Origin of the sequence: Gimibacter soli (assembly GCF_028463845.1) — a bacterium.
Taxonomy (GTDB): Bacteria; Pseudomonadota; Alphaproteobacteria; order Sphingomonadales; family Kordiimonadaceae; genus Gimibacter; species Gimibacter soli.
Window position 1 is genome coordinate 2,711,770 of the sequence record NZ_CP116805.1, and the last position, 22,618, is coordinate 2,734,387.

Below are 22,618 nucleotides of genomic sequence, written 5' to 3' on the forward strand. Positions count from 1 at the left end.
TTGGCGCACAATCTTATTGCTCTCGCATCTAGTGTTTTCATGGTCTAATCGACCCAATTGTCCAAGAGTACCAACCTAAGCTGCATCTATTCGATCTCGCAAATCGGCCAGCCAGTCTGCGAGATCAAGCCCGGTGCTTTCTTGCACAAGCGTCAGATCGTCAATCATCGCACCTAGCACCGAAACCGGTATATTCGCAGCCTTCGCGTCCGGTTGGCCTTCAATGCTTCTCTCGTTCAACCTGTCGATTTTCTTGAAAACCCACCACTTCACCCGCGTCGGGACAAGCCGCATCACAGCTCTTCGCAAAGCCGATTTTCCCCCGGGCGCATAAAGAACATCCCGCAAGACCCTGCTGCGCGGTGCGCTGGCTGTGTTGGCACGCAGAGACGCCTGCCCGCTCGTCCGATGTGGATTCGTACCGATGAAAGAACATATCCGGTCATATCCGCTCGAACTGAGCGTGTCTGACCGGAGGAACAGAAACTCCCCGTCCGGAAAAGCATCCCGAAATCGCTGTATCTGCGGGTGGTAGAGGCTGCGTGACGCATAGCTCCAGTTGTCATGCGCGAACAAAGCGTTATCGCCAGCCAACCTGCCTGCCTCTTCGCTCAGGGCCGTGTGAAAATCCGACGTTTCATACCCTCGGCGTTGGCTCATAAGAAAATGAGAATAGGCCCTGTCGACCGGATGGCGCAGGATGAAAACGAATTTTCGCACACTGCTGCCCGCCCGAATGGCACTGGCGGCCTCGGGCCAATACATATATTCGGGGTCGATTTCACCGACCAAATGCGTGGCTGCCGACTGATTGAACTGGCCGAGATACCAATCGCGTCCAAGTGTTGCCCGCTCTGCATGGCTGAAAAAATGCGTTTCCTTGATCTTCGGCAATGCAATATCCGGGTGTGCGCTCAGCATTTCGTGAAGCGCCGTCGTCCCGGCTTTCTGGGCACCGACCACAAGGAAATCGAGCCTGATCGGACCTTTCCTCATACACCGCGCCTTTCAGCCAAGGCCTGTGCCAGATAGTCGGCCCGGACCGCAAGGCTTGGCCGCAAGCGCGCCAGAACCCGCATCGTGGCAAGACGACGATGTGGCAGGTCGGGCTTTCCGATAATCTCGCTATAGAGGATGAGACTGCGGGCTTCTTCCCTGAGCATGAAGTCGACCGAAGGATTGCTGGCGCCGCCTTCGTGCAGGATTTTCACATCCCGACAGAAGCGCGGTCGCCCGAACTTTTCGTTCAGGCGGCGGCTCAATTCGACTTCTTCATAATAAAGGAAAAACCGTTCATCGAAGCCGCCGACGGCCTCAAATGCTGAACGGCAGACCACGAGCAGGGAACCCACCGGATAGGCAAAACGCAGCAGCGGCGCGCACCGGTGCATCCAGCGGTGCGGCCGCGCAAGATCGGTCAGCAGTGTTCTGTATTCAGGCCTCAGGTCAAACGTGTTCACGCCGCGCTCGCGGGATATCTGCAAGGCGGTTCCCCAGCGATTGCCGGCGAATGATTGCACGAGGGGGACAAGCGAGGTCTGGAAGAGGACGTCAGGATTGATGAAGGCGATCGTTTCGCCATTCGCCAGTGCCACGCCTTCGTTACAGCCGGCCCCGAATCCGTGATTCTCCGTCATTTTCACGGTCACGGCGAACCCGGCCTGCCGCAGCGTCGCAGCATGCTCTTGGGTGCTGATGTCCCCCGAGTTTTCAATGAAGATGAACTCGAAGTCGCCTTTGCCTGCCAGCGAGGCGTGACACTCTAGGAACGAGGCGACATACCCGCCAAGCCGGGACGCTGAATTATGGCAAACGGTCACGATGGAAATCATGATCGCCGTCCCGTCAGCGAAAGGATCATGTCTGCATAGGCCCCGGCCGCGGCATCCCACGAATAGTCGGCCCCTATCCGGGCTCGCTTTGCTACCGCTTCAGCACGCAACCCTCTAATATTTTCGGAAGCGGAACGAACTGCCGCGAGAAAAGCCTGATTGTCGTCTGCGGGGAATGTGTGCCCCGCGAACTTGCCCCTGAAATCGGCAAGGGCACCGCCATCGGAGACAACCGCCGGAAGCCCCGCGGCCACAGCCTCGATGACCGGAATGCCAAACCCTTCAGCTTCCGACGGGAACAGGAGGAGATCGCTGCTGGCATAAACGGCAGCGAGATCAGCTGACGACAGGCCGGCGCGAATATCAACCTTCAGCCCTACGGAGCGAGCGCGGGCGACCTCTGTGTGCAACTGCGCGGCATACTCCCCGACGCCACTGCCAATGATCGTGTATTCGCTATCGATCCCGGCACCCGCGAGCATCTGCTGCGCCTGTATCCCCCATTCGTGACGCTTGCGCTGCTCCAGCCGTGACACAGACAGAAGCCTTAAGGGCCCTGCGCTGGCCCTTTCCTGCCTCGGGATTTGCAGGAACACCGGGTCAACGGCATTCGCGATAATGGCGATGCTATCCGCCGGAACCCCGAAATGGTGTTCGATGCGCCCGGCTGAATAACGCGACACAGTGGCGACACGCGTTGAATGCCGTGCCGACCAGCCAAAAAGCAAGCGGCGCAGCGTGCGGTAACCCCATGAAAAGCTGTTCGGGAAATCAAGGAACAGAACATCATGGATGACACTGATGGTCGGGCAAGGCGCTGCGAACGGCCTTACATACTGGCTGAGAACAACATCAGCCCCGGTCCGGCGAAGCGCCCGCGGGATATCAACCAAATTTCGCCATAAAAACCCGGTGCGGATCGGAACATATTCAAATGGCACCGTCAGGAACCGGCAGATATTGTCTGCACTTTCAGCGGCACAAACGAGCCGCAGCTTTATATCCGGCACCTTTGCGGCCATTGCGCCCGGCAACGCATTCAGGATGCCGGCGAGATAGGTTGTCGTCCCCTGCCATCCGGCATCGAACGTATGACAATCCACAAAGACAGTGACGGCCCTGCTCATCGACGCCCTGCTCCGGGCTCCACACCGCCGGCAACAGGCCCTTCGTTTTGAGCCTCAGCCGTCGCCATCGCTGCCCGCCGGCTGGCGGCGCGGGCAACCAGCATCATCCGGATCAGCGCCCCGGAACTCCAGCCCCACACCAGCAGCACGCCATCAAGGCTTTCCCGGTTCAACGGGCCGGAAATCAGTACGGTGGTGATCAGCAGCGTGACTGCGGAGGCGCGCGCAAGCTGCGAGAGAACATAGTCGTGGCCCGTTTGCGTCAGATAGGGCAGACGGAAGGGATAGATCATGAAAACAATGATCGCGACGACGCCGACAATCCCGGTTTTCACGAGCAACGTAAAATAGGCATTGTGGATGAAGGGTAGCGACCGGACATCCTCTGAATCGCCGTAAGCCACAGAATTGCCAAGGTCGATTGCCGTTCCGAAGCCCATCCCGAAAATCTGCTCCGGCAACGATCCTGATATCCAGGTCTGGTAAGCCCGGTAGGCTTCGAACCCGCGCCAGTTGGCATACATCCGCAGCCGGTCGTCGCCGGTTTCAAACGTGATTTCATTGAGGGCATTCTGGATTTTGCCCAGGAAGGTGATGTTTGCGAAATCATACTGTGGCAGCAACGGCACCACGAGGAACATGAGAATGCCAAGCGCCAGTGTCGTCATCAGGAAGCGCGACTGTGTATGCAGCACATGGTTCACGGCCAGATAAGACACGAAGAGGATCAGCACACCGGTGCGCGAGCCGCTGAGGACGATCATCACGACAACAAGGATCAACAGGGACATCCTGACCACCTGCTCGAGGATACCCCTGCCCTGATAATAGCGCCAAATGAAGGGGGTCAGCAGAACCGCGACGTAGGAAAGGTGCCGCGCCGTCTCGATGTTCCGGTCAAGGACCGCCAGAAACACATTGACGGCAGAGAGCACGAGGGCAACACGGGTGAATTGCCTGAGCCAGTTGCGGTCCACCGCCAACAGAAGCCCGAGCAAGAGGCCGACAAAGGCCACCAGCATGACTTTTGAAACATACCAGACGTCCTTGAGAACATCATAGGATGCAGGGCCCCAGTCAGCGAACAGAAAGCCCGACAACGCAAGCAGCGCAAGCGGCGCGAGTGGTCGGAATGCCGGGACCGGCAGCTTTCCACCCCGCAGGAGAAAGAGCCCGACAGCAACCACAATCAGCACAGGGAAATAGTAGGCGCTCGGAAACAAGCCGATAATCAGCAACAGCCCGGGCAGAAGCAGGCGGCTCATACGGGGGCCCCTTCGTCGGACGCATCCCTCTGCCGCAAGAAGCGCGCAGGGATGCCCACGTAAATACAGTTCGCGTCTGTCTGGGCACCGGCAAGAACCGTGTTGGCGCCAAGGACAGTACCGTCGCCAAGGTCGGAGCCGTCCAAGAGGGTCGATTTGGCCCCAAGCCAGCAATCGTTGCCGATACGGATCCCGCGTCCCCGGATCGCCTGTGCTCGCACAGGTCGGTCGGTCGCAAGGCCGTGTTCTTCAGGGTGGACCGACACATAAGGGCCGGCAATCACATTTGCCCCTATCACAAGGCCAAAGCCGCCACCGATATTGCAATAGGGCCCAAAGGTGACATTCTCGCCAATCTCCACGTTCGGGCAGGTGAACGTGGAGCTTCCGGATGCGCGGAAGATGCTGAAATCCCCAAGCGAAAACCCGGACCGGATCGTCCCCTTTGCCGTATAGCGCAGGTCAAGCTTTGCGAAGTCGCCGACCTTCACAATGCCCTGCAGCTTCACTTTCCGGTCAATCCAGATGCGCGCGCCCCGGCCCTTCAGGATGATGGCATCGAACCGCAGATGCAGTATCTGCCAGATCAGCCCCCGGACAAGCATGGCGATATGTTCTGGCCTGACCCGGCGTTTCATTTGTGGCGCCCCCTTCGGGCCTGCAGCCCGACCTGCCATTCATCATATTTCGCCATCAGATCACCCCCGGCAGAAAACCAAGATTCCGCCGCACGGCCAAAACAACAAGAAGCTTTGTCATGACCAGCCCGATCGCGATACCGACGGCGGCGCCGTCTGCGCCGAAAAGTACCGCAAGTACGGTAACCGACACCATCATTATGGATAAGCCGGTCGCCTGTGCCGTGACACCGCGCCGCTCATGCCCCGTCATCATCAGGATAAGCGCCGGCGAGCCGAAGGCGACACCAAGCAGCTGCCCCACGCTCAGGAACACCAGCGGCAAATAGCCACCTTCAACATAATTGTCCCCGAAGGTCAGCCCGATCAGGGGCTTGCCAAGGGAAATGAGTATAAGGGCAACGGGCAGCGCCAGTGCAAGTGTCAGCCGTGCCGACTGCCGCGACAGCGCCTGAAGCGCCGGGCGCCCTGCCCGGTTGGCTTCAACGATCCGCGGACCGATGATGGCATTCATGATCATCAGGGGAAAGGCTACCAGCAGCGCGCCCCGCTCGGCCACCCGCAAATAGGCAACGTGTTCATCATTGCCAAGGAAGCCAAGAAGCAGCGTGGCGAACTGGGTGCTGAGGGTGGTCATGCCGCTGATCAGCGCGAATGACAGCAGGGCCGGCCCCCAGGCTTGCAGGTGCGCCCCGCCCGGCAATAAGGGTCGCACAGGGAATTTCGAGACCTGTATGACGAGCCACAATCCGGCAAGGCCGACAAACAGATAGGCCAGCAGATTGAACCGCAGCATGATGCCTGCTTCGGCAACTGCCCCTTGCAACAGCCAAAGTGCCGCAACGATCAGGATCGGCGGCACGGCAAGTTGCCGGATGGCCTCTGCCAGGGCCGGGCGCCCAGCCCCTTTCAGGACCCCTTCCCCCACAGCCATCAGGCTCAGGGCCGGAACCATCAGTGCAGCCATCGTCAGCAATGCCGAGCGCCCCGGCATAACATATGCCCCGAAGGCGAGCACCCCGAGGATCACCACCAGCGACGCCACCCCCACCCACGCTAGCGACGTGGTCAGGACCCGTTGAAAGGCCGGCGTGTCTTCGGCCAGCAGGCTTGTCGAGACTTCCCGTGTCAGAAGAAGGGGCAGACCGCCTGAAACCGGCACGGCCAGAAAGGTCGCCGCTGCGATCGCAAAGCTATATTGCCCGAATTCTTCCACGGGCAACCACCGGGCCAGCACGATATTGACGATGAGCGCAAGCGGCACGCCAATCACATACACAGCCGAAACGGATGCCAGCGATTTCATCATGGGAATTGCCCGCCCGCCCGCCGCACGCCGATCATGCAATGATCCAGCGTTCGGTGCCCATCAGGCCAACCGCGCTTAACTTGCCCGTGGCGAAGGCGCCCGTATCGACCGCAATCCGTCCGGCTTCCATCGTGACTTCATTGACGCCCGTATGGCCATGCACGACGCACAGGTCAAAACCGTGATCGCCTTGCGTGAAGGCGTCGCGGATCATCAGCTTGTCGGAGACTTTCTGGTCTTCAAGCGGCACACCGGGGCGCAGGCCCGCATGGACGAAATAATAATCGCCCAACCGGAATTCGAGCTGCAAGCTGAGAAGAAAGTCGGCATGTGACTTGGGGATAGCGGCCTTCAGTGCCTTTGCCGTATCCGCCAGCACTGCATCTGGCACTTCAACCGGCACCGGCACCCCATAGCTTTGGCACGCTGCCCTGCCCCCCACGGCAAACCAGCGCGGGCCTGTTGCGGGGTCACGCAGGAAATCAAACAGCATCAGTTCGTGATTGCCAACAAGAGGGACAAGCTTCAGCTTCGGGTGGCTGTATGCCGCGAAAAAATCAATCACTTCACGGGACTGGAAGCCGCGATCAATATAATCCCCAAGCGGGATAAGATAGGCTTCCTTCACCCCCTCGGCATAGTCGAGATCGGCTTCGATCTTGGCGATCAGCGGCAGCAGGAGATCCAGCCGCCCATGAATGTCTCCGATTGCATAGGCAATCACACCATCAGGCAAGGCCCAGTCACGCGGCGGTACGGTTTTCTTCCGGCTTAAACGACCCCAGAAGGTTTTCATGCGGGCTCCCCAACGGCCTGTCGATCAGTTGCTGAAACCTTTGTAAGGCTTCATATGCCCAACCGCAATCGGCTGCACTGCAGCCTTCAGATGAAAAACCCCGGCACAAACCGGGGTTCACATGACTTTCACGATCTCGAATGGCAGGTCAGGTCGGCGAACCGCTCTGATCAGGATTGGGCTCGACAATTACCGGCACTTCCGGCGTGACGGGCTGCGGCACCACTCGAACAACTGTAGTTGTGTTCTGTTGCGTCGCTTGCTGCGTATTCTGTGCAGTTTGCACAGTCTGCGTATTGCTGCCACCACCGACGTTCGCATTCATATACGCCATCTGCAATGGGCCATTGTTAATCGAAGCAACAAAAGACTGGATATTTGCCGAACTGGCCGGATCGGTTGCCGTCATTGCATAGGCGGCGTTGGCGGCAGCTTCCCCCACGGCATCTACAAGCGTATTGTCCGCCGCAGCCACCGCCGGATTGTTAGCAAGCGTAAGAGCCACATTGATCAGCGCTGCTGAACTCTGCGTATCCGAGGACGCAAGGCTTTGCCCCATGGCCGCGATGCTTTTCGCAACCTTCGCAACCATCGCCCCTTTGCCCTGCGCGAGCTTGATGCCAACCAGTTGCTGGATCCCGGCGGTGTTACCCGCTTGGGCAAGCGCAATGATCTGAGCCTGCAACTGCCGCTCTTCCATGCTTTCGGAAACGGCTTGTGCGACCGCTGCAGGTGTTACCACGGGCAGCGCACCAAGGGAGGCAACCGCGCAGCCGAACGCGACAGCGATAGAATAGGTACGTTTCATGACTTTCCTCCCGACAGGGTGCTCAAACCAGCTTATAAAGTGTCGATATCAGTTTTATGCCAGAATCCGTTAAGCATCAATATCTTAAAACTGCGAGCTTCCTACCGCATAACATTCCTTGCGCGAATGTCCTATTCTCGCACGAATTCCTTCAGAAATGCCGTTTGGGCTTTCGGATCGTGCCCAAGCAGGAAGGAAACCCAGTCAAGCCGCTCCATTCTGACAGCATACAGCCTGAGAGTATCATTGTGCGCATGATAGAGCCGCATCGTCTGTTGCCTCAGAAGATCAAGATCAGCCGGGGTCAGGGACGGCAGCAGGACGCGCCCCAATTCAAGCCGAGGCACCATCAGATCGTACGCCAGCGGGCCTGTCAGCAACGAGCTGCGCAGCGCGTCAACCGCCTTGCCCTCCTGCCCCAGCAGGACCGACCGGGCAACCGCCAGCCTCATCCAGCCATAGGAATATAAGGGCCGGAGGGCGAGACCGGCCTCAAGTTCGTTCGCCGCTTCTGACGCAATGATACGACGGGTCACCGGGTCTTCCTCGCGGGCAAGTTCAGCAACATAAAGCGCACCCAGATTCAGGTGTGGCTCTGCGAGCGGCGCCCAATCAAGGGCCGCCCGGCTGGCTTCGACAAGGATTGTGCGTTCATCGGGCGACAGCATCTCGCCCCTGTTGACCATTTCGATATAGGGCTGCGCAGTCGCAAGGTTCAGGTGCGCCAGCAATCGGGGAGCGGTGGCCGCAAGCGCCCATAAGGAAAGCCCGATACCGGCGACGAAGAGAACCAAACCGGTTCGCCCTGTCGGCCTTCCAGCGTTCTGGCGGAGCTTTTTACGGTGCGGGGAAGCTACGTGAGTCCGCGTTTCGCCGTCCGGGTCAATTTGTGTAGTAGGCTTTATACTTGCCATAATAATGCCCGTACTCGCCGTAGCCGTAGCCCACGTGCTTTTTCACATTGACCTGCGAAATCACCGCTCCCGCCACATCGACCCCGGTATCGGACAGCTGCGACAGACCGGTACGGACCGACTCTTTCGCTGTCTTGTCCCAACGGACAACATAAACGGTTTTATCGACAAGCTTGCTCGTCAGGATCACATCCGAAACGGCAAGCACAGGTGGTGTGTCGATGATGATAAGGTCAAACGTCTGACGTGCCGCCGTGATAAACTGCTGCAGTTTTTCATCCACAAGATACCGCTGCGGTTCGGGCGTATGGCCGCCCGCGATAAGATAGCACCCCGACTTCTCGTCGCGCGCAATTGCGTCCTTGATAGAAAGATTTTGCTGCAAACAGTCCAGAAGCGTCGGGCTTGCCGCGATTTCCGGCACACGGCGTTGAAGCGTCGGCCGGCGCAGATCGGCCTCGATCAGAAGGATTTTGCTGCCCGATTTCGCGAGGAGGCGTGCAAGGCAAAGGGCGAAGGTCGACTTGCCTTCGCCTGACACGGACGACGTTACCTGGATAACCTTGGGGGCGAGACTGCGATCTTGCGAGAACATCAGGGTCGCAAACACATTCCGATGCGCTTCGGCAAAGGATGAGGTGCTTTTGTCCAGGATATATTGTTCCGGCTGGCTCTGGTTGCGGCCGAAAAGGTGCGGAATGAGGCCAAGGCCCTTGATATTCACATCATCCGTCAGCTGCTCGAGCGTATGGTAGCCGTTTTCAAGCGTCTCCAGCAGGAATGCGATACCGATACCGGTCGCAATAGACCCGAAGAAGACAACCAGAAGCGTCAGCCCCTTGCGCGGGAAGGATGCTTCCGTAGGCGCGGTCGCGACAGACAGGATGCGGGCATCCGCTTGCTGCAGGTCTTCCTGGTTGCTGGTTTCGCGGAACCGGGTCAGGAAGGTCTCAAGAAGAACGCGGCTTGCCTCCGCTTCCCGTTCCATCTCGCGCAGTTGCACGAAGGCGCGGTTCGCCTCGACATTCTCGCTCTTCAGGCCATTGAGGCTATCTTCAAGGGTGCGTACTTTTGCCCGGGCAATCCTCACTTCGCCCTCGAGGCTCGACACGATCTTGCGCATCTCGAGCCTGACTTTCGTCTGGAGGTCCGCGAGTTCGGCTTCAACCTTGATCATGTTCGGGTGCTTCGGGCCATATCGCGTTGCCAGTTCGGCGCGGCGACGCAGCACTTCGCTTTCCTGCTGTTTCAGGCTCTGGATCAGCGGACTCGTCAGTACCTCGGCAAGAGTTTCTTCAGAGGCGATACTGTTCCGCGCAAGTTTATCGAGCTGCTGGAAGCGTGCCTCGGCCCGGGCAAGCTCTGTCCGTGCGGTGATCAGGCTTGAGTTCACCTCAGACAATTGCTGTTCATTCACAAGCCCTTGGCCGTGTGTCTGAAAGAGCTGGTTTTCTTCGCGGAACCGCTGAACTGCCAGTTCGGAGACCCGCACCTTCTCGCGCAGGGTGCTGATGCGTTCATTCAGCCAGTTGCTGGCCCGCGAAGTTGCTTCGTATTTATATTCCAGCTGGTCGGTCAAATAGAGTTCGGCGAGCGTATTTGCCAGCAGCGCAGCCTTTTCGGGATCGTGCGACTTTACGGTCACCGCGATCGAGTATGAACGCGCCGGATTGTGTACGCCCAGGGCTTCGATGACATTGTTGACCACCAGATTATAGTCCTGCGCGGCGGCGGCCTCAGCGGACAACGTCTGTTCATCGCCGAGGATCATGCGTTTCCATTTTTCCGGCACCCAGTTCACCGGGTTTAATGGGTCTTCCTCGCGAAGTTCAAAGTTGAATTCCGGATCCTTTGTCAGGTCCAGCTTGTCGACCAGCTTGCCGACCAGACGCCGGGACCTGAGGACGTCAATTTCCGTGGTGATCGCGGCAACGTCAGTGCCAAGCCCGGTCAAAACCGCATCCATATTGACGATATTGTTCTTGCGAGACTCGATCGCCATCAGCGTGGAGGCGGAATAGACTGGCCGCAGCTGGAAGAGAATGATCAGCGTCGCGATGCAAAGCAGCGCCACCGTATTGATGATGACATATCGCCGGCGCCACAACAGGCGGCCGAACGCTCGCAGGTCAAACCCCAACTCCGGTGCGTCGCCCTGGATCGGATCGATTACAGATTGCTGTGACGCCGTGGGCCTGACGATATTCATCTAACTCGTTCCTGATAGAGCGGATAACGCATGGTTCGGGTTCTTGTCGACCAACGGCATCGGGTCAAAACAGTCTCTGAGGGATGCGAATTATATCCCCCGGCAAAACCTTTGCCGTGATCGCCGACTGCAATTTGATTTCCTTGTCGCCATCCTTGCGGGTGACTTCAATTTTCCTTTCCTGGGCGCGCGGTGTAAACCCGCCGGCAAGCGCCACGGCATTCAGTATGGTCATGCCATTCACATAATCATAGCTGCCCGGCTGCTTGACTTCCCCAAGGATGTAGAAGGGGCGATAGTTCATGATCTCGAGGCTGACCTGTGGATTGATCAGGAACCCGTTGGCCAGCTTGTCGCCGACCTGGCGTTCAACTTCCGTCACGGTCAAGCCGCTGACTTTCAGCGTACCGATAAGCGGCAGGCTGATCTGTCCGGCCCCGTCCACCTCGAATTCACCCGAAAGGTCCTGCTCGTTATAGACAAGAACCCGGACCTTGTCGCCGGCACCAAGGCGATACTCGATATTGTCCTGATCCCGCGTTTCCTGGGCGGAGAGGGGCGCAGCCTGTGCGACGGCAATAACTCCCAAAAAACTGATAGCCAGAAGGATCGCGAGGGACTTTAGCTGACGCAACAAACCGGACTCCTTTAGGTCGCAAGATGCAAAGCGGGCGAGATAATCAAATCTCGCCCGCCCCGACGTAGTCAAACGATTACCACTGCAGCTTCAAGCTTGCCATGATCTTGTTCCGCGAGAATTCACCACGGCCGACTTCGTTGCTCTTGTCGCTATAGTCATAGCGGAGTTTGAGGCGGAGGTTCCTGTTGATAAGATACTCCCCGGCAAGGCCGAAACCAAGCACATCGTCCTCGCGAACGGTGCCGATGAATTCCTGCCGCGCATAGCTTGCGATGCCCGAAAGGATCAGGTTTTCCATCAGCTCATGCTCGATTGTGAAGTCGACGCCGGTGTTGAGGATACCTGCCACGGGCACGAAGGCGCCAAGTGCATTCTCATCCGATACCGATGTCTCGACCACATCCTGCGAGACACCAAGCTTCATTGAGGTGAGCTCGGTCGGGCTCCACTCGATGGCCGCACCATAAGTGAACTTGCCGACATCCTTCAGCACGCTCGAATCGTAATCATGGTTCAAATAGCCAGCGTAAACATCGATGCTGGTTGTGCCGGTGATATCAAGCACACCACCGACCACGAGGCGATAGCCATTCCCGTCACGCAGCGGGCCGCCGTCTTCCTGCGAGTTGTCGTATTCCACCTTGTTACGAGAACCGAGGACATAGGCTTCGGTGCTGTCGCCGATTTCATACCCGAGACGCAGGCCGACATTGTAGCGCTTGCGGTCGCGATCGTCGTTGTTGTTGATGCCACCACCGACGAGGTCCGCATCCTTGAAATTTCTCCGCGTGTAGTCAGCGAAGAGCTTCATGGACAGCAGCGAAAGGTCCCGCGTGAATGCGACGTTCGCCTTGAACATATTGTACTCGGTCGGATCGGCGACAGCCCCGAGGCTGTCCGGCGAACCGCGATCCTCGTGCAGCTTCGAATAATCGACCCCTGCGTCGAAGTATGTACCTTCCATGACTTCAAGCGTGCCGTAGGAAGTGAGGGTGTAATCCTCGTAATCTTCGCGGGAATTCTGGTCGTAATAGCCAAGGTCAGCGCTTGCGATGACAGCGAAACTGTTGTTGTTCCAGTTGGAGTACAGCCCGACTTCGGGTTTCACATTGAAGATTGTGTCATCAACCTTGCCGGTGTCCGTCGCATAAATATTGTCGTCGATCGTCACGCCGCCGACCGCGCTCGGCATCAGGTAGAAGCTACCGACACTGAGACCGAGTGCATCATAATCCTGCCGCGGCTTCTTCGAGACCTGCACGACGGACGATTCCGCAAAAGCAGGGGCCGAAATGGCGCCGGCAAGCACGGTGGATGCCAGCATGCCGCAAAGCGTATACTTGAAAGACTTCATAATCAGACCTCACTTTTATACATGAAGGCGAAACAAACAATAGTTGCCCATGACTTGATGGTATGAATTCGGTGCCGTCATCACAACCTCCCCCGGGCCGGGGCATTTCGCCCATAAGACTTTGTACTTTCGGCATTTCGCGGGAACCTTATGCTACCGCCCGGCCACGCTCAATCGAAAAAATGCCCCCTGAAACAACCGCCGGGCGTGACACCTGACCCGTCGCTGGCGCACATTAATTCGTCCACGGGCCAACGGTACATTTGTTCCGTAGAATACGGAAGCAATTGATTGCAAAGAGCCACTGGCGTTCGTCATTTAAAATTGCAGACTGGCAGCAATGCCACAGAGACCCGACGACGCTCGGACCAACCTCCTTCAGAGGCGGAACAGATCGAAATAGGCTTTTCCCACGAGGTTCCAGCGATAGCGTCGCTCCGCGATTTCCTTCATCGCGCTTCCAACCGCGTTCCCATCCCCCGCACCGAGGCCCCGGGCCAGCAGGGCCAAGTCGTTGGCACTCCTGAAGAAAAGCGCTTTCTCTTCCGTTGTGTGCCGGTTGAACACACAGTCGAAGGCGAGGACCGGAATCCCGAAATGCATCATTTCAACCAGTGAAGGATTTGTCCCCCCCGCCGAATGGCCATGCAGATAAATCACCGCACGGTCACGGATCGCCCGCAGCGCGCCGGGCTCGTAGACCGGGTCCAATAACGAAATGTCGGGGTTGTCTGCATAGGCAGCTTTTAGCCTGCGGCCATAACCGCTTCGGTCCCAGTTGCCAACGAAAACAAGAGGCATACCGAGACCGGCCCCTGCTTCCAGGATCATCTCCACATTGTTTTCGGGCTCTATTCTGCAAATCGCGAGCGCATATCGCGCTGGCAGGTCCTGGCAATTTTCCACGTGGGGCGTTGCCGAAACAGCATGATCACCACCGTAAGGGATCGTCACGCAAGGGACGCCGTATCGCGCCTGAACATATTCAGCAACCGCCTGATTGTCGGCGACTATCACATCCGAAAAGCGCACAGCGGCCCATTCCGAGGCTTTAAGCACTGCACGCGCCAGAGGGTTCCACTTGTCGCGGCGCCACTCGATGCCATCAATGTTCGTAACGATGCAGGGGCGCCCGAGCACCTTCCCTGCAATTCGAACTAAGGGCAAAATCAAAGCGCCGGAAACACCCAGAAGGAGAATGTGACTGCAGCCCCGCATCAGGGCATCGAGCATTGACCATGCATCATAGACCATGCTGGATGGGCCATTTGCCCCCAGAGGAACGAACCGGCGACGCGCGCCCCTGAAACAGGGCGCCCGGTCTTCAAACGCGGGCGCAGAGCAGTAGACTGTAATCCCGGCTCCGCCCTCCGCCCGTTCGGCATAGGTCACCAGATTTTCGGCGAGGGTTTCAAAGCCACCATAGCTGCCCGGCACCCCGACCGTGCCTATGATGGCCACATGGAACGCGGGCTGGATGCCTTCTTTTTTCTTTTTCTTCGATTTTTGAGACAATCGTCGCCAGCCCCCGCATCCCCGCTTGCATTCGCCGTACCGCATCGCCCAACCGAGCAGACGGTGCTGGACGACACCCGATCAACCCCATATATTCTGCTGAACCGTCTCAGACAATCTCGTTCCAAACGTGTTGGACACTCAGCGGGCAGTACATCCATGAGCCTTATCATTGCCTACCTTGGCATACTGACGGTCCTCGTTATAGCCCTGAACGCCCGGTTCCTGGGCGAGGCCCTCGGTGTCATGGATGACCCGGAGCAAGAAAAACACAAGCGGCATACTATCTCCACGCCACTGATCGGTTCATTACTCGTCGGGTCAATCGCCGTCACCATCGTCATAAATCAGATGGTCTTTGAGCTGAGTGATCGCTGGGGGGGCGTGAGCACCTGTGTCCTTCTTGTCGCAGCCTTGGGCTTTCTGGATGATCGCCACAATCTCAAATGGCAACTCAGGCTCGCCCTTATTGTGGCCATCTGCGGCCTGCTCGTTTGGCTGGTGCCGGAAATCCGGTTAACCAGCCTCCACTGGTCTTTCGGCGAGACAACCGTTCTCAGTCGCTGGGTCGGCGCCCTCCTGACAGTCGCCTGCCTTGCCACCCTCGTTGTTTCGTTCAACATGATGGATGGATATAATGGCGGCGTGATCGGGATCAGCCTTATCCTGGTTCTTGTCATGGCGCTGCTGTCCGTCAGCCCGCACCGGCAGGCGATCTGCCTGTTCCTCGCCTCGGCCCTTGGCATCATGTTCTTTTACAATATGAAGGGTAAATTCTTCCTTGGAGACGGCGGCGCCTATGCGCTTGGCCTTCTGGTGGGTTCACTTGCGCTGATGACTTATAATCTTGGCAGTGCAACCGTGCCCGTTTATGCGGATACCGTGGGAATTTGGCTGATGTTGCCGGCTGTTGACTGCCTGCGCGTTACGCTCGGTCGCAAGCTCCGGAAGCAGAGCCCTTTCAGTGCCAACCGTGACCATCTGCATCATATCCTCCTCGATCGTTTCGATGCCGGGACCACTCTGGCAATCATAATGTCGATTGTCGGGGCAACTGTCAGCTTGTCGCTCTTCACGGCGTCCTACAGCTTCATCCTGTTCGTGGCCTGTTTCTGCCTTTACTTCTTCATCCTGCCCATCATCGACAGCACTTTCCCTGCCAAAGCAGAAAACCCCTTGTAGGAACCGGCATCCCGACGAACCCTTTTGGTTCCACTGGCCGAACCGCCGTCCGCTGCTGTAGGAATTGGTGGTGAGTTCGGCATCACTCGAGGAGCCCAGAGCAAAACTCCGTGCATAAATTCCTGATCTATTTTCTGATTTCCTTTTCGCCCCTTCCATTTGCGAGCGCCCGCCCGGCGTGGCAATTGTTATGGACCGGGCTCATGTTGCTCGCTTCGATTGCCTTTTTCGCAGAGCGCATCTGGCGGAAGCGCTGGCTTTTCCCTGGCACGCATCTGCGCTCGATCCCGAAGGTTCCCCTTGTTTGCTTCGGGGTCGTCACCCTGTGGGCATTCCTTCAGCCCCTGAGCCTAGGCATTGCCTCCGGCCAGTATCCTTTTGATTCCACGATTGCGTTTGCGGAAACTGCGGGCACGCCAACGTCAATTGCGGTCAATACGGAAGCTGCCTTTTTCGGCGCCCTGCAGCTCTTGTCACATCTTGCGCTTTTCGTGCTTGTCTTCGCTTATGCACGCAGCCCCGAGGCTGTGAGCCGGCTGATACGTTTCATCGCCATCACAACGACCTGTTATGCAGCATACGGATTCATCACCTATATTTCCGGTAACGAGAAGGTGCTGTGGTTCGACAAATGGGCGAGCCTCGACAGCCTGACCTCCACCTTCGTCAACCGAAACAATTACGCAACCTATGCCGGGATTGGCATCATCTGCTGCCTTGTCTGGAGCGCGGACATCCTGATGCCTGATAAGGCAAAGGCGCTGAACCGCAAGGAACGTGTGGGCCAGACCATCAACCTCATCCTCGGCAAAGGCTGGATTCTCGGGCTGATGCTGTTTGTATCCTTCTCGGCGCTCATGCTCACCAACTCGCGGCTTGGAACAGCGGCGAGCATACTTGCGATACTGCTATTCCTGACGACAGCCTTTGCCCGGCATAGTCGCCCCGGCTTTCGCAAGCTGGCAATCTTCGGAAGCGCGCTCATGGCAACGCTGTACTTCGGCTACAATCTGAGCGGCGACATGCTGCAAAAGCGCCTTCTGGCTGACCCGCTTGAGGATGCTCGCTTTGAAATCTATCCCGGCGTCATCGACGCCATCGGACAGCGCCCGCTCACCGGCTACGGATTGGGCAGCTTTGCCGATGTCTTCCAGATGATCCGGTCGCCCGAATTGCCGGATCGGGTGAATTTCGACCAGGCGCATAGCGACTATCTGGAAATGGCTTTCAGCCTCGGCATTCCGGCATCGCTGATTGCGCTCATCGGCTTCATCTTTTGCCTCATCCCGCCGCTCAGGACACTGACGGCAAGTGATCGGCTTTTCCATACGAAACTCGGGATTCTCGCCGCCTCGTTCCTGGTTGCCGTGCATGCGACACTCGATTTCCCGCTCACAATTCCGGCGATATCATATATCCTGACCTGCCTTCTTGCGCTCGGTGTCAGCTCTGGGACGTTCAAACCGGGCGCCTCCCGCAAGTCCCCGCATCCGCCCAGCCGATAACCGAAGCCTTTCAAAGGCAAATCCGGCGCACCTGACCAATGGCAAGGTGCTATTCTGAACCCGAAATCGACATGAACTCCCGCATGGGGACGGACAGAGGCAATCCCATCCGCCCCTTTCACTTCGCGAGATGCCTTACTTGCGCTTGCCGACCTGCTGCCAGTTGCCGGGATTGAGGACAATCGTGTCACTCTCTGCCGGGAAATGGATGGTCAACGGATACCGCCCGGGCACCGTATAATCGCCACCCGCTGCAGCCTGTAATTCCACCGCTTCTTCATGCCCGATGCCATAAACCGGGCGCTTGCCAACCGCGCGTGCAAACAGTTTGCCGTCTTTCGCGGTGACCTCAAGGCTCGCGAAACGGCTGAACTCGTAGGCGCCTGTGGCGTTATCCTGCGCCGCCTTCTGTAACTTGCTCCCTTTCGCGAGGATGGCCGCCTTCGGCTGTTCAGGTACTGACGCGAGGATCGCATCCCACATCACTTCCGAAGCCATCACGCCAAGATCAGGCGAGCCATAGGGCGCCCCCTCCACTTCGGCGGTGGAGACCGCATAAAGCACATCACCATCGAACTGGGTGGCGAAGGGCTGGATGCCCCGGCCCATCGACGTATGCACCTGCACGGCCAGACGCTTCAGTTCCGGCGGGGTCAGTTTCTGGTTGGTCACGATCAGGCTGATCGTCGTGTTTTTGGCGCTGGCGGTTTCAGCGTCCCCGCCAGTCCAGCCTTCCTTGCGGCTTTCTGGGAAATCCTGCATCAGCTCCGCCGTCTTCAGGTCTTTCGGCCAGCCTTTCGCCTTGTAACAGGCGGCAATCTTGCCATCGCGGTCGGTGATCACGCCGTAAGGATTGGCAACAACAAAGGCCGCGATCTTGAGGTCGCCCACCTGCTTGAAGGCACCGCCCTGCCCTGAAAAGGCATTGCAGCCAAAGAAGCCGCCACTTTTGGCAAACCGCCCGGCGCCCCGTGCACCAAGGGGGAATGCCCCCGGCTTTGCGGCGCGGAACGCAGCCTGCGCCAGCCGTTTGTCGGGATAGATTTCATTGAGACGCCGCGAGCCGAAATCGAAAATGATCGATCCCACCGACATAGCAATATTGGGCTCCATGGAGAAAGCGTCACCATCGCGGATGCCGTCGTCCTTGAGCGCGGAGGCCACCGCCGTCACACTTTCAAGGCCGTACCAGGACCCGCCCGAAAAGACGATGGTATCAAGTTCCGGGAAATCGTAGCCAAGGTCCATATAAGGTGCATTCACCGTGCCCGGCCCGCCGCCACGCACATCCACCTGCACCAGCACGCGCTTCTGGAAATGGAAGACCGTAACACCGGTCGGCCCGTCTTCATATTCGCCCGTACCCACATGCAGGAGCGGCCAGTCGAAATCCATCGTCCGGTCGGACTTGTTGAGAACAAGCGGCAGCGTTTCCTGATTGTCGAGAGGCTTTGCTGTGTCTGCCGTCGCGGGTACGGCGAGCATGGCGCATGTCGCACCCGCTGCCATCAGGCGCGTGAGCGTGCGGCGAGCAAAGCGTGCGATTTTCGTATTGGCTGTCATGTCCCTTGATCCTCCCTTGATTGGCGGCGCATTCATCCGCCTTCCTGCTGGAAATCTTAAGGCTGCAAGCCCCAAGCGGAAGATGCGCTTCATGTCATGTGTGGTGCACTGGGCGCACCAAGGCCGGATCAGGCGTCCGGCACTTCCTTGGCGATGGCGGTATGGAGCCAGCTGCGGAAACGCCGGACAGAGGGCTGCTCCCAGCGGTCGGCCCGCGCCATGAACAGATAGGCCGCCGGCGTCTTGCCCGAGAACAGCGGATTGCCGGCACCGACTTCGACAAGCCGCCCGGCCGCAAGATCGGCTGCCGCCACCAGATGGTTGCTGAGGGCGATACCGCGCCCGTGGCGGGCAGCATCCAGCGTCAGGTGCCCCTGCCACAACAGGGTGCCGCCCTGACAGTAATCACTGCCATCCACGCCGTGGGCCGCCAGCCATTCGAGCCACGGGCCGTAGCCTTCCTCGTGCAGCAGCTGATGCCGGGCGAGATCTTCGGGGCGCTCGATCACTGGACGTGCCTTCAGATAGCCGGGGCTCGCAACCCCGATGATCGGCAGATTGGCCAGCTCCAGCGCGCGCAGGCCCTGATCGATATGATAGGGCGTGCCATATTGCTGTACGAAACGGATGTCCACATCGGCTTCGTTGCCCATCAGGTCGGGGCTCATGTCGGTGGGACGCACTTCGATATCCACGCCCGGATAAGCGGCCTCGAAAGCGCCAAGCCGCCCTGTCAGCCAGTGGAAGGCAAGGCCCGGCATGCACCATATCTGCAGTGGCTGGCTGCCGCTTTGTTTCATCATATCAAGGGTCGCCTGCGCGATCGTATCGATCGCCTCGGCGATGCGCGCATGATAGTCGCGGCCAGTATCGGTCAGGACAACGCCGGTCGGCGTGCGCTCGACCAGTGTGGCACCCGTCCATGTTTCGATGGTGCGAATGTGCCGGCTGATCACCGCGTGATCGCGCTCCAGCCCTTGCGCAGCCTTGCGGATACCGCCGAGACGCGCGACGGCGTCAAGGGCGCGCAAGGCCTCGAACGGCGGCAAAGCCTTGCGGGGCGGCAGGCCCTGCGGGGAAAAGCTGCGTTTCGGTTTGTCAGCCGGCATCTTGGTCTCTGGTCTTCACTGGATACAGGAAACCGCGCCACCTGCAGGCAGGCGCCACGAAACCCTGATCTTGCTGACGCACCGAGCTGTGTGTCAAGCCTGCCCCCTAGCCAAGTCGCAGCATGCGCCGGAAGGCGCCATAGCCCAGAAGCACGATCAGCGCTCCGGCCCCGGCGACCGCCGCATGCAAAAGCCAGAAACCGGCAGGCGATAGCGGCTCGTAAAACCGGCCGAGCCAGCCGCTCATAAAGCCCCCCACGAACAGCGACAGATAATAGGCGCTGATCATCATGGCATTCACGGCTTCGGGGGCAGTGCGCGACACAAGCGCCATCATCACCGGCCCCACATAGAGGAAGCCAATGGCGCAGATGAAATGGAAGAGGACAGGCCACATCAGGCCGACCATCCCGCCGTCCGAAAGCCATTCGCCCGCCGCCAGCCATACATAGGCAAGGCCGAAGATGAAGCAGCCCTGCATGATCTTGATCAGGTCGCCCCGTTCAGCCTGCCGCGCCCGCTGGTGCCGCCAGTAAAGGATAACGAGCGGGGCAAGCGCCAGAACCGCAAGGGAATCGAGCGATGAAAACCAGGTAACAGGCATCTCGAGGCCAAAAACAGAGCGGCTGACGCGTTCCTTGATCCAGAGGGGATAGGTGTTCCAGACCTGAAATTGCGCGCTCCAATACATGGCGGCAACCACGAAAAGCGCAAGGATCGCGGCGATGGTCGTGCCATCGCCTTTCTGCAGCTTGGGACGGTCACCGCGGTCGATCCGCTTGCCGTCGGGCGGCAGATAGTGACGCCCCTTCAGATAGATAACGATCCCGACCAGCATGCCGATGCCGGCAGCACCAAAGCCGTAGTGCCAGCCGTAAAGTTCGCCGAGCGTGCCGCACACCAGAGGGGCGACAAAGGCGCCGACATTGATCGCCATATTGTACAGCGAATAGGCCGTATCGCGGCGCTGGTCATCCCGCGCATAAAGCCGGCCAACCTGCGCAGCGAGGTTACCCTTCAGGAGCCCGGCCCCGAAAATCAGCGACAGAAGCGCGAACAGAAATGCGGCCTCTAGCGCCATCAGGAAGTGACCGAGCGCCATGAGGGCCGCACCGATCAGAACGGCGCGCTGCTGGCCAAGCCAGCGGTCACCCAGCCAGCCGCCGATTACCGGGGTGAAATAGATGAGCCCGCCATAAAGGCCGAAAATCTGGGTCGCCAGCGCCTGCGTGCCGAGGGGGCCGAAAACCGCTTCAAGCCCTGTTCGAAAAGCGCCAAAGCCCATCACCCGGTTGGCGTTTTCAGGTTCCAGCAGATAGCCGGCCATATAAAGCACCAGAAGCGCCTGCATGCCATAGTAGGAGAAGCGCTCCCACGCCTCGGTGAAAACAATGAAGGCGAGCCCGCGGGGGTGCCCCATGATATCGCGGGGCTGGTTCAGCGGTGTTCCGTTCATATGGCTTTGCCCCCGGATCGTGTCAGCGGATCGTCTTGACGACGGCGTTGAAGAAATCGTTGTCGAGAATGACCTCGGAGCCGATGGGCTTGGCCCGGGCGCTCCAGACCACAATGACAATTTTCTCGGCCGGATTGATATACATATATTGCCCGAAGATGCCGCGTGCCGAAAAACCCGCCTCGAACTGGGTTCCAGCCGGCGGTTTCACCGGCCACCACATGAAACCATAGTCAAGCGGCTGGCCGCCCACCTCGCGCGATGACCCGGCCTCCTTCACCCACCAGTCCGGCAGGACCGCCTCGCCGTCAATCACGCCGCCATTCATAATGAAGTGGCCAAACCGCGCGTAATCCCTGAGCGTCGCGGAAAGCCCGCTACCCGCGACTTCGAGCCCGTCGGGGGCTTCGAGCCACCATGTGGCGTCCGCCGCCATACCAAGGCGGGACCAGATTTTGCGGGAAAGATAATCCGACAGATATTCGCCCGTGGCAGCGCGGATCAGTTCCCCCACAACATGGGTTTCGCCGGTGCTGTAATTCCAGTGCGTGCCGGGCTCGGCCACGCGCGGCAGGTTTGCCATATATTCAAGGATGGCACCCGGTTGCTGGGCGATCTGCAACTCCAGTACCTGACGACGTTCGGACCCGCCGAAAGTATGGGTCTCGTCCCAGCGCACACCCGAGGTCATCTGCAGGAGGTGCTTCACAGTCACCCCGTCATAGGATGACCCCTTGAGAGACGGCAGATATTTGCTGAGCTGATCGTCAAGGCTGCCAATGGAGCCATCCTTGATCGCCGCACCGACAAGCGTGGTGCTGACCGACTTCGCCATGGACATGGACATCCAACGCGTTTCCGGCCCGTTTCCATATTCATATTGCTCGCGGACAATCTTGCCATCGCGCGCCACGAGCAGCGCCGTCACCCGATTGCGCGCCACATAATCAAAGAGATCATAATCCCCCTGATCGGTTTCGATTGTCATGTCGTCAAGCGGCAGGGGGCGATAGCCGAATGGTCTCACGAACTTGTCCTCCCCCCGTGTTACGGTGCGGGTCGGGAAAAGCCTGTCGATATTTCTGAATGTTTCGATCTGAACAGTCGGAAACAGCCGCCCGGCATAGGCATCGCGTACATTGCCGATCATCAACTCGCCTGACGGCTTCTGTTCGTCCATCATCCATCCCCTCATGAATCCGCTATATCCGGGTGAGCCTAGAAGGCGGGCCCGCGCGCCGGAAGGTGAGAACGGCGCCCCATGTGGTGAGACAGACGCACCGGGGCAACGCACCCTCGAGGCACCGGCACACAAATACCGAACAAAAGCCCAGGGTTTCGTCCGCGCCGGTCTGGTGACTGCAGCGCACCGTCTGCTGCATCATTGGCATCTGTT

At 58.7% G+C, this 22,618-nt stretch carries 19 protein-coding genes; 2 read left to right on the plus strand and 17 right to left on the minus strand.

The features are described from left to right. Window positions 1-75: 75 nt before the first annotated feature. From PH603_RS12585 to PH603_RS12645, 13 genes are all read right to left on the minus strand, one after another. Window positions 76-996, minus strand: coding sequence for a sulfotransferase family protein (locus PH603_RS12585; RefSeq protein WP_289502888.1), 921 nt, complete (start codon window positions 994-996; stop codon window positions 76-78). Then, complete coding sequence (locus PH603_RS12590) at window positions 993-1,832, minus strand: glycosyltransferase family 2 protein (RefSeq protein WP_289502889.1); 840 nt, start codon at window positions 1,830-1,832, stop codon at window positions 993-995. Before PH603_RS12590 ends, PH603_RS12585 begins: the two co-directional genes overlap by 4 nt. After that, entirely contained in the window at window positions 1,829-2,959 is a 1,131-nt protein-coding gene (locus PH603_RS12595; protein ID WP_289502890.1) for a glycosyltransferase family 4 protein, read from the minus strand. Before PH603_RS12595 ends, PH603_RS12590 begins: the two co-directional genes overlap by 4 nt. Next, window positions 2,956-4,224, minus strand: a complete 1,269-nt coding sequence (locus PH603_RS12600) for an O-antigen ligase family protein (RefSeq protein ID WP_289502891.1) — start codon at window positions 4,222-4,224, stop codon at window positions 2,956-2,958. The genes PH603_RS12595 and PH603_RS12600 overlap by 4 nt, the downstream gene beginning before the upstream one ends. Continuing rightward, the gene (locus PH603_RS12605; RefSeq protein WP_289502892.1) at window positions 4,221-4,862 is read right to left on the minus strand and encodes an acyltransferase; all 642 of its coding nucleotides are present in this window, start codon (window positions 4,860-4,862) and stop codon (window positions 4,221-4,223) included. Before PH603_RS12605 ends, PH603_RS12600 begins: the two co-directional genes overlap by 4 nt. A 55-nt stretch (window positions 4,863-4,917) precedes the next feature. After that, window positions 4,918-6,171 carry an oligosaccharide flippase family protein gene (locus tag PH603_RS12610; protein WP_289502893.1) on the minus strand — a complete coding sequence of 418 codons (1,254 nt, stop codon included), beginning with the start codon at window positions 6,169-6,171 and terminating at the stop codon, window positions 4,918-4,920. A 31-nt stretch (window positions 6,172-6,202) separates the two neighbouring features. Continuing rightward, entirely contained in the window at window positions 6,203-6,967 is a 765-nt protein-coding gene (locus tag PH603_RS12615) for a metallophosphoesterase (RefSeq protein ID WP_289502894.1), read from the minus strand. A 148-nt stretch (window positions 6,968-7,115) separates the two neighbouring features. Continuing rightward, on the minus strand, window positions 7,116-7,775 hold the full coding sequence (locus tag PH603_RS12620; protein ID WP_289502895.1) for a hypothetical protein: 660 nt from the start codon (window positions 7,773-7,775) through the stop codon (window positions 7,116-7,118). A gap of 131 nt (window positions 7,776-7,906) precedes the next feature. Continuing rightward, window positions 7,907-8,569, minus strand: a complete 663-nt coding sequence (locus PH603_RS12625; RefSeq protein ID WP_289502896.1) for a hypothetical protein — start codon at window positions 8,567-8,569, stop codon at window positions 7,907-7,909. 88 nt (window positions 8,570-8,657) lie between these two features. Beyond that, entirely contained in the window at window positions 8,658-10,898 is a 2,241-nt protein-coding gene (locus PH603_RS12630; protein WP_289502897.1) for a GumC family protein, read from the minus strand. Window positions 10,899-10,962: 64 nt separating this feature from the next. Then, window positions 10,963-11,607 carry a polysaccharide biosynthesis/export family protein gene (locus PH603_RS12635; RefSeq protein ID WP_289502898.1) on the minus strand — a complete coding sequence of 215 codons (645 nt, stop codon included), beginning with the start codon at window positions 11,605-11,607 and terminating at the stop codon, window positions 10,963-10,965. A gap of 4 nt (window positions 11,608-11,611) precedes the next feature. Continuing rightward, a complete protein-coding gene (locus tag PH603_RS12640) occupies window positions 11,612-12,892 on the minus strand; it encodes an outer membrane beta-barrel protein (RefSeq protein ID WP_289502899.1) in 1,281 nt (426 codons plus the stop codon). 378 nt (window positions 12,893-13,270) lie between these two features. Beyond that, window positions 13,271-14,407: a DUF1972 domain-containing protein gene (locus PH603_RS12645; RefSeq protein WP_289502900.1), complete on the minus strand. Its 1,137-nt coding sequence runs from the start codon at window positions 14,405-14,407 to the stop codon at window positions 13,271-13,273. A 159-nt stretch (window positions 14,408-14,566) separates the two neighbouring features. Here PH603_RS12645 and PH603_RS12650 point away from each other — a divergent pair, with 159 nt between their 5' ends. Both PH603_RS12650 and PH603_RS12655 read left to right on the plus strand, forming a co-directional pair. Continuing rightward, the gene (locus PH603_RS12650; RefSeq protein ID WP_289502901.1) at window positions 14,567-15,589 is read left to right on the plus strand and encodes an MraY family glycosyltransferase; all 1,023 of its coding nucleotides are present in this window, start codon (window positions 14,567-14,569) and stop codon (window positions 15,587-15,589) included. 203 nt (window positions 15,590-15,792) lie between these two features. Next, the gene (locus PH603_RS12655; RefSeq protein WP_289502902.1) at window positions 15,793-17,094 is read left to right on the plus strand and encodes an O-antigen ligase family protein; all 1,302 of its coding nucleotides are present in this window, start codon (window positions 15,793-15,795) and stop codon (window positions 17,092-17,094) included. A gap of 135 nt (window positions 17,095-17,229) precedes the next feature. Here the strand turns inward: PH603_RS12655 and PH603_RS12660 are convergent, their stop codons facing one another. The 4 genes from PH603_RS12660 to PH603_RS12675 all read right to left on the minus strand — a co-directional run bounded on the left by PH603_RS12660 (window position 17,230) and on the right by PH603_RS12675 (window position 22,405). Further along, on the minus strand, window positions 17,230-18,657 hold the full coding sequence (locus tag PH603_RS12660; protein WP_289502903.1) for a P1 family peptidase: 1,428 nt from the start codon (window positions 18,655-18,657) through the stop codon (window positions 17,230-17,232). 128 nt (window positions 18,658-18,785) lie between these two features. Further along, window positions 18,786-19,766 (minus strand): LysR substrate-binding domain-containing protein, encoded by a 981-nt coding sequence (locus tag PH603_RS12665; RefSeq protein WP_289502904.1) that lies wholly within the window; start codon window positions 19,764-19,766, stop codon window positions 18,786-18,788. Between the two features lie 106 nt (window positions 19,767-19,872). Next, a complete protein-coding gene (locus PH603_RS12670; protein ID WP_289502905.1) occupies window positions 19,873-21,222 on the minus strand; it encodes a peptide MFS transporter in 1,350 nt (449 codons plus the stop codon). Between the two features lie 22 nt (window positions 21,223-21,244). Then, window positions 21,245-22,405 (minus strand): serine hydrolase domain-containing protein, encoded by a 1,161-nt coding sequence (locus PH603_RS12675; protein ID WP_289502906.1) that lies wholly within the window; start codon window positions 22,403-22,405, stop codon window positions 21,245-21,247. Window positions 22,406-22,618 lie beyond the last annotated feature (213 nt).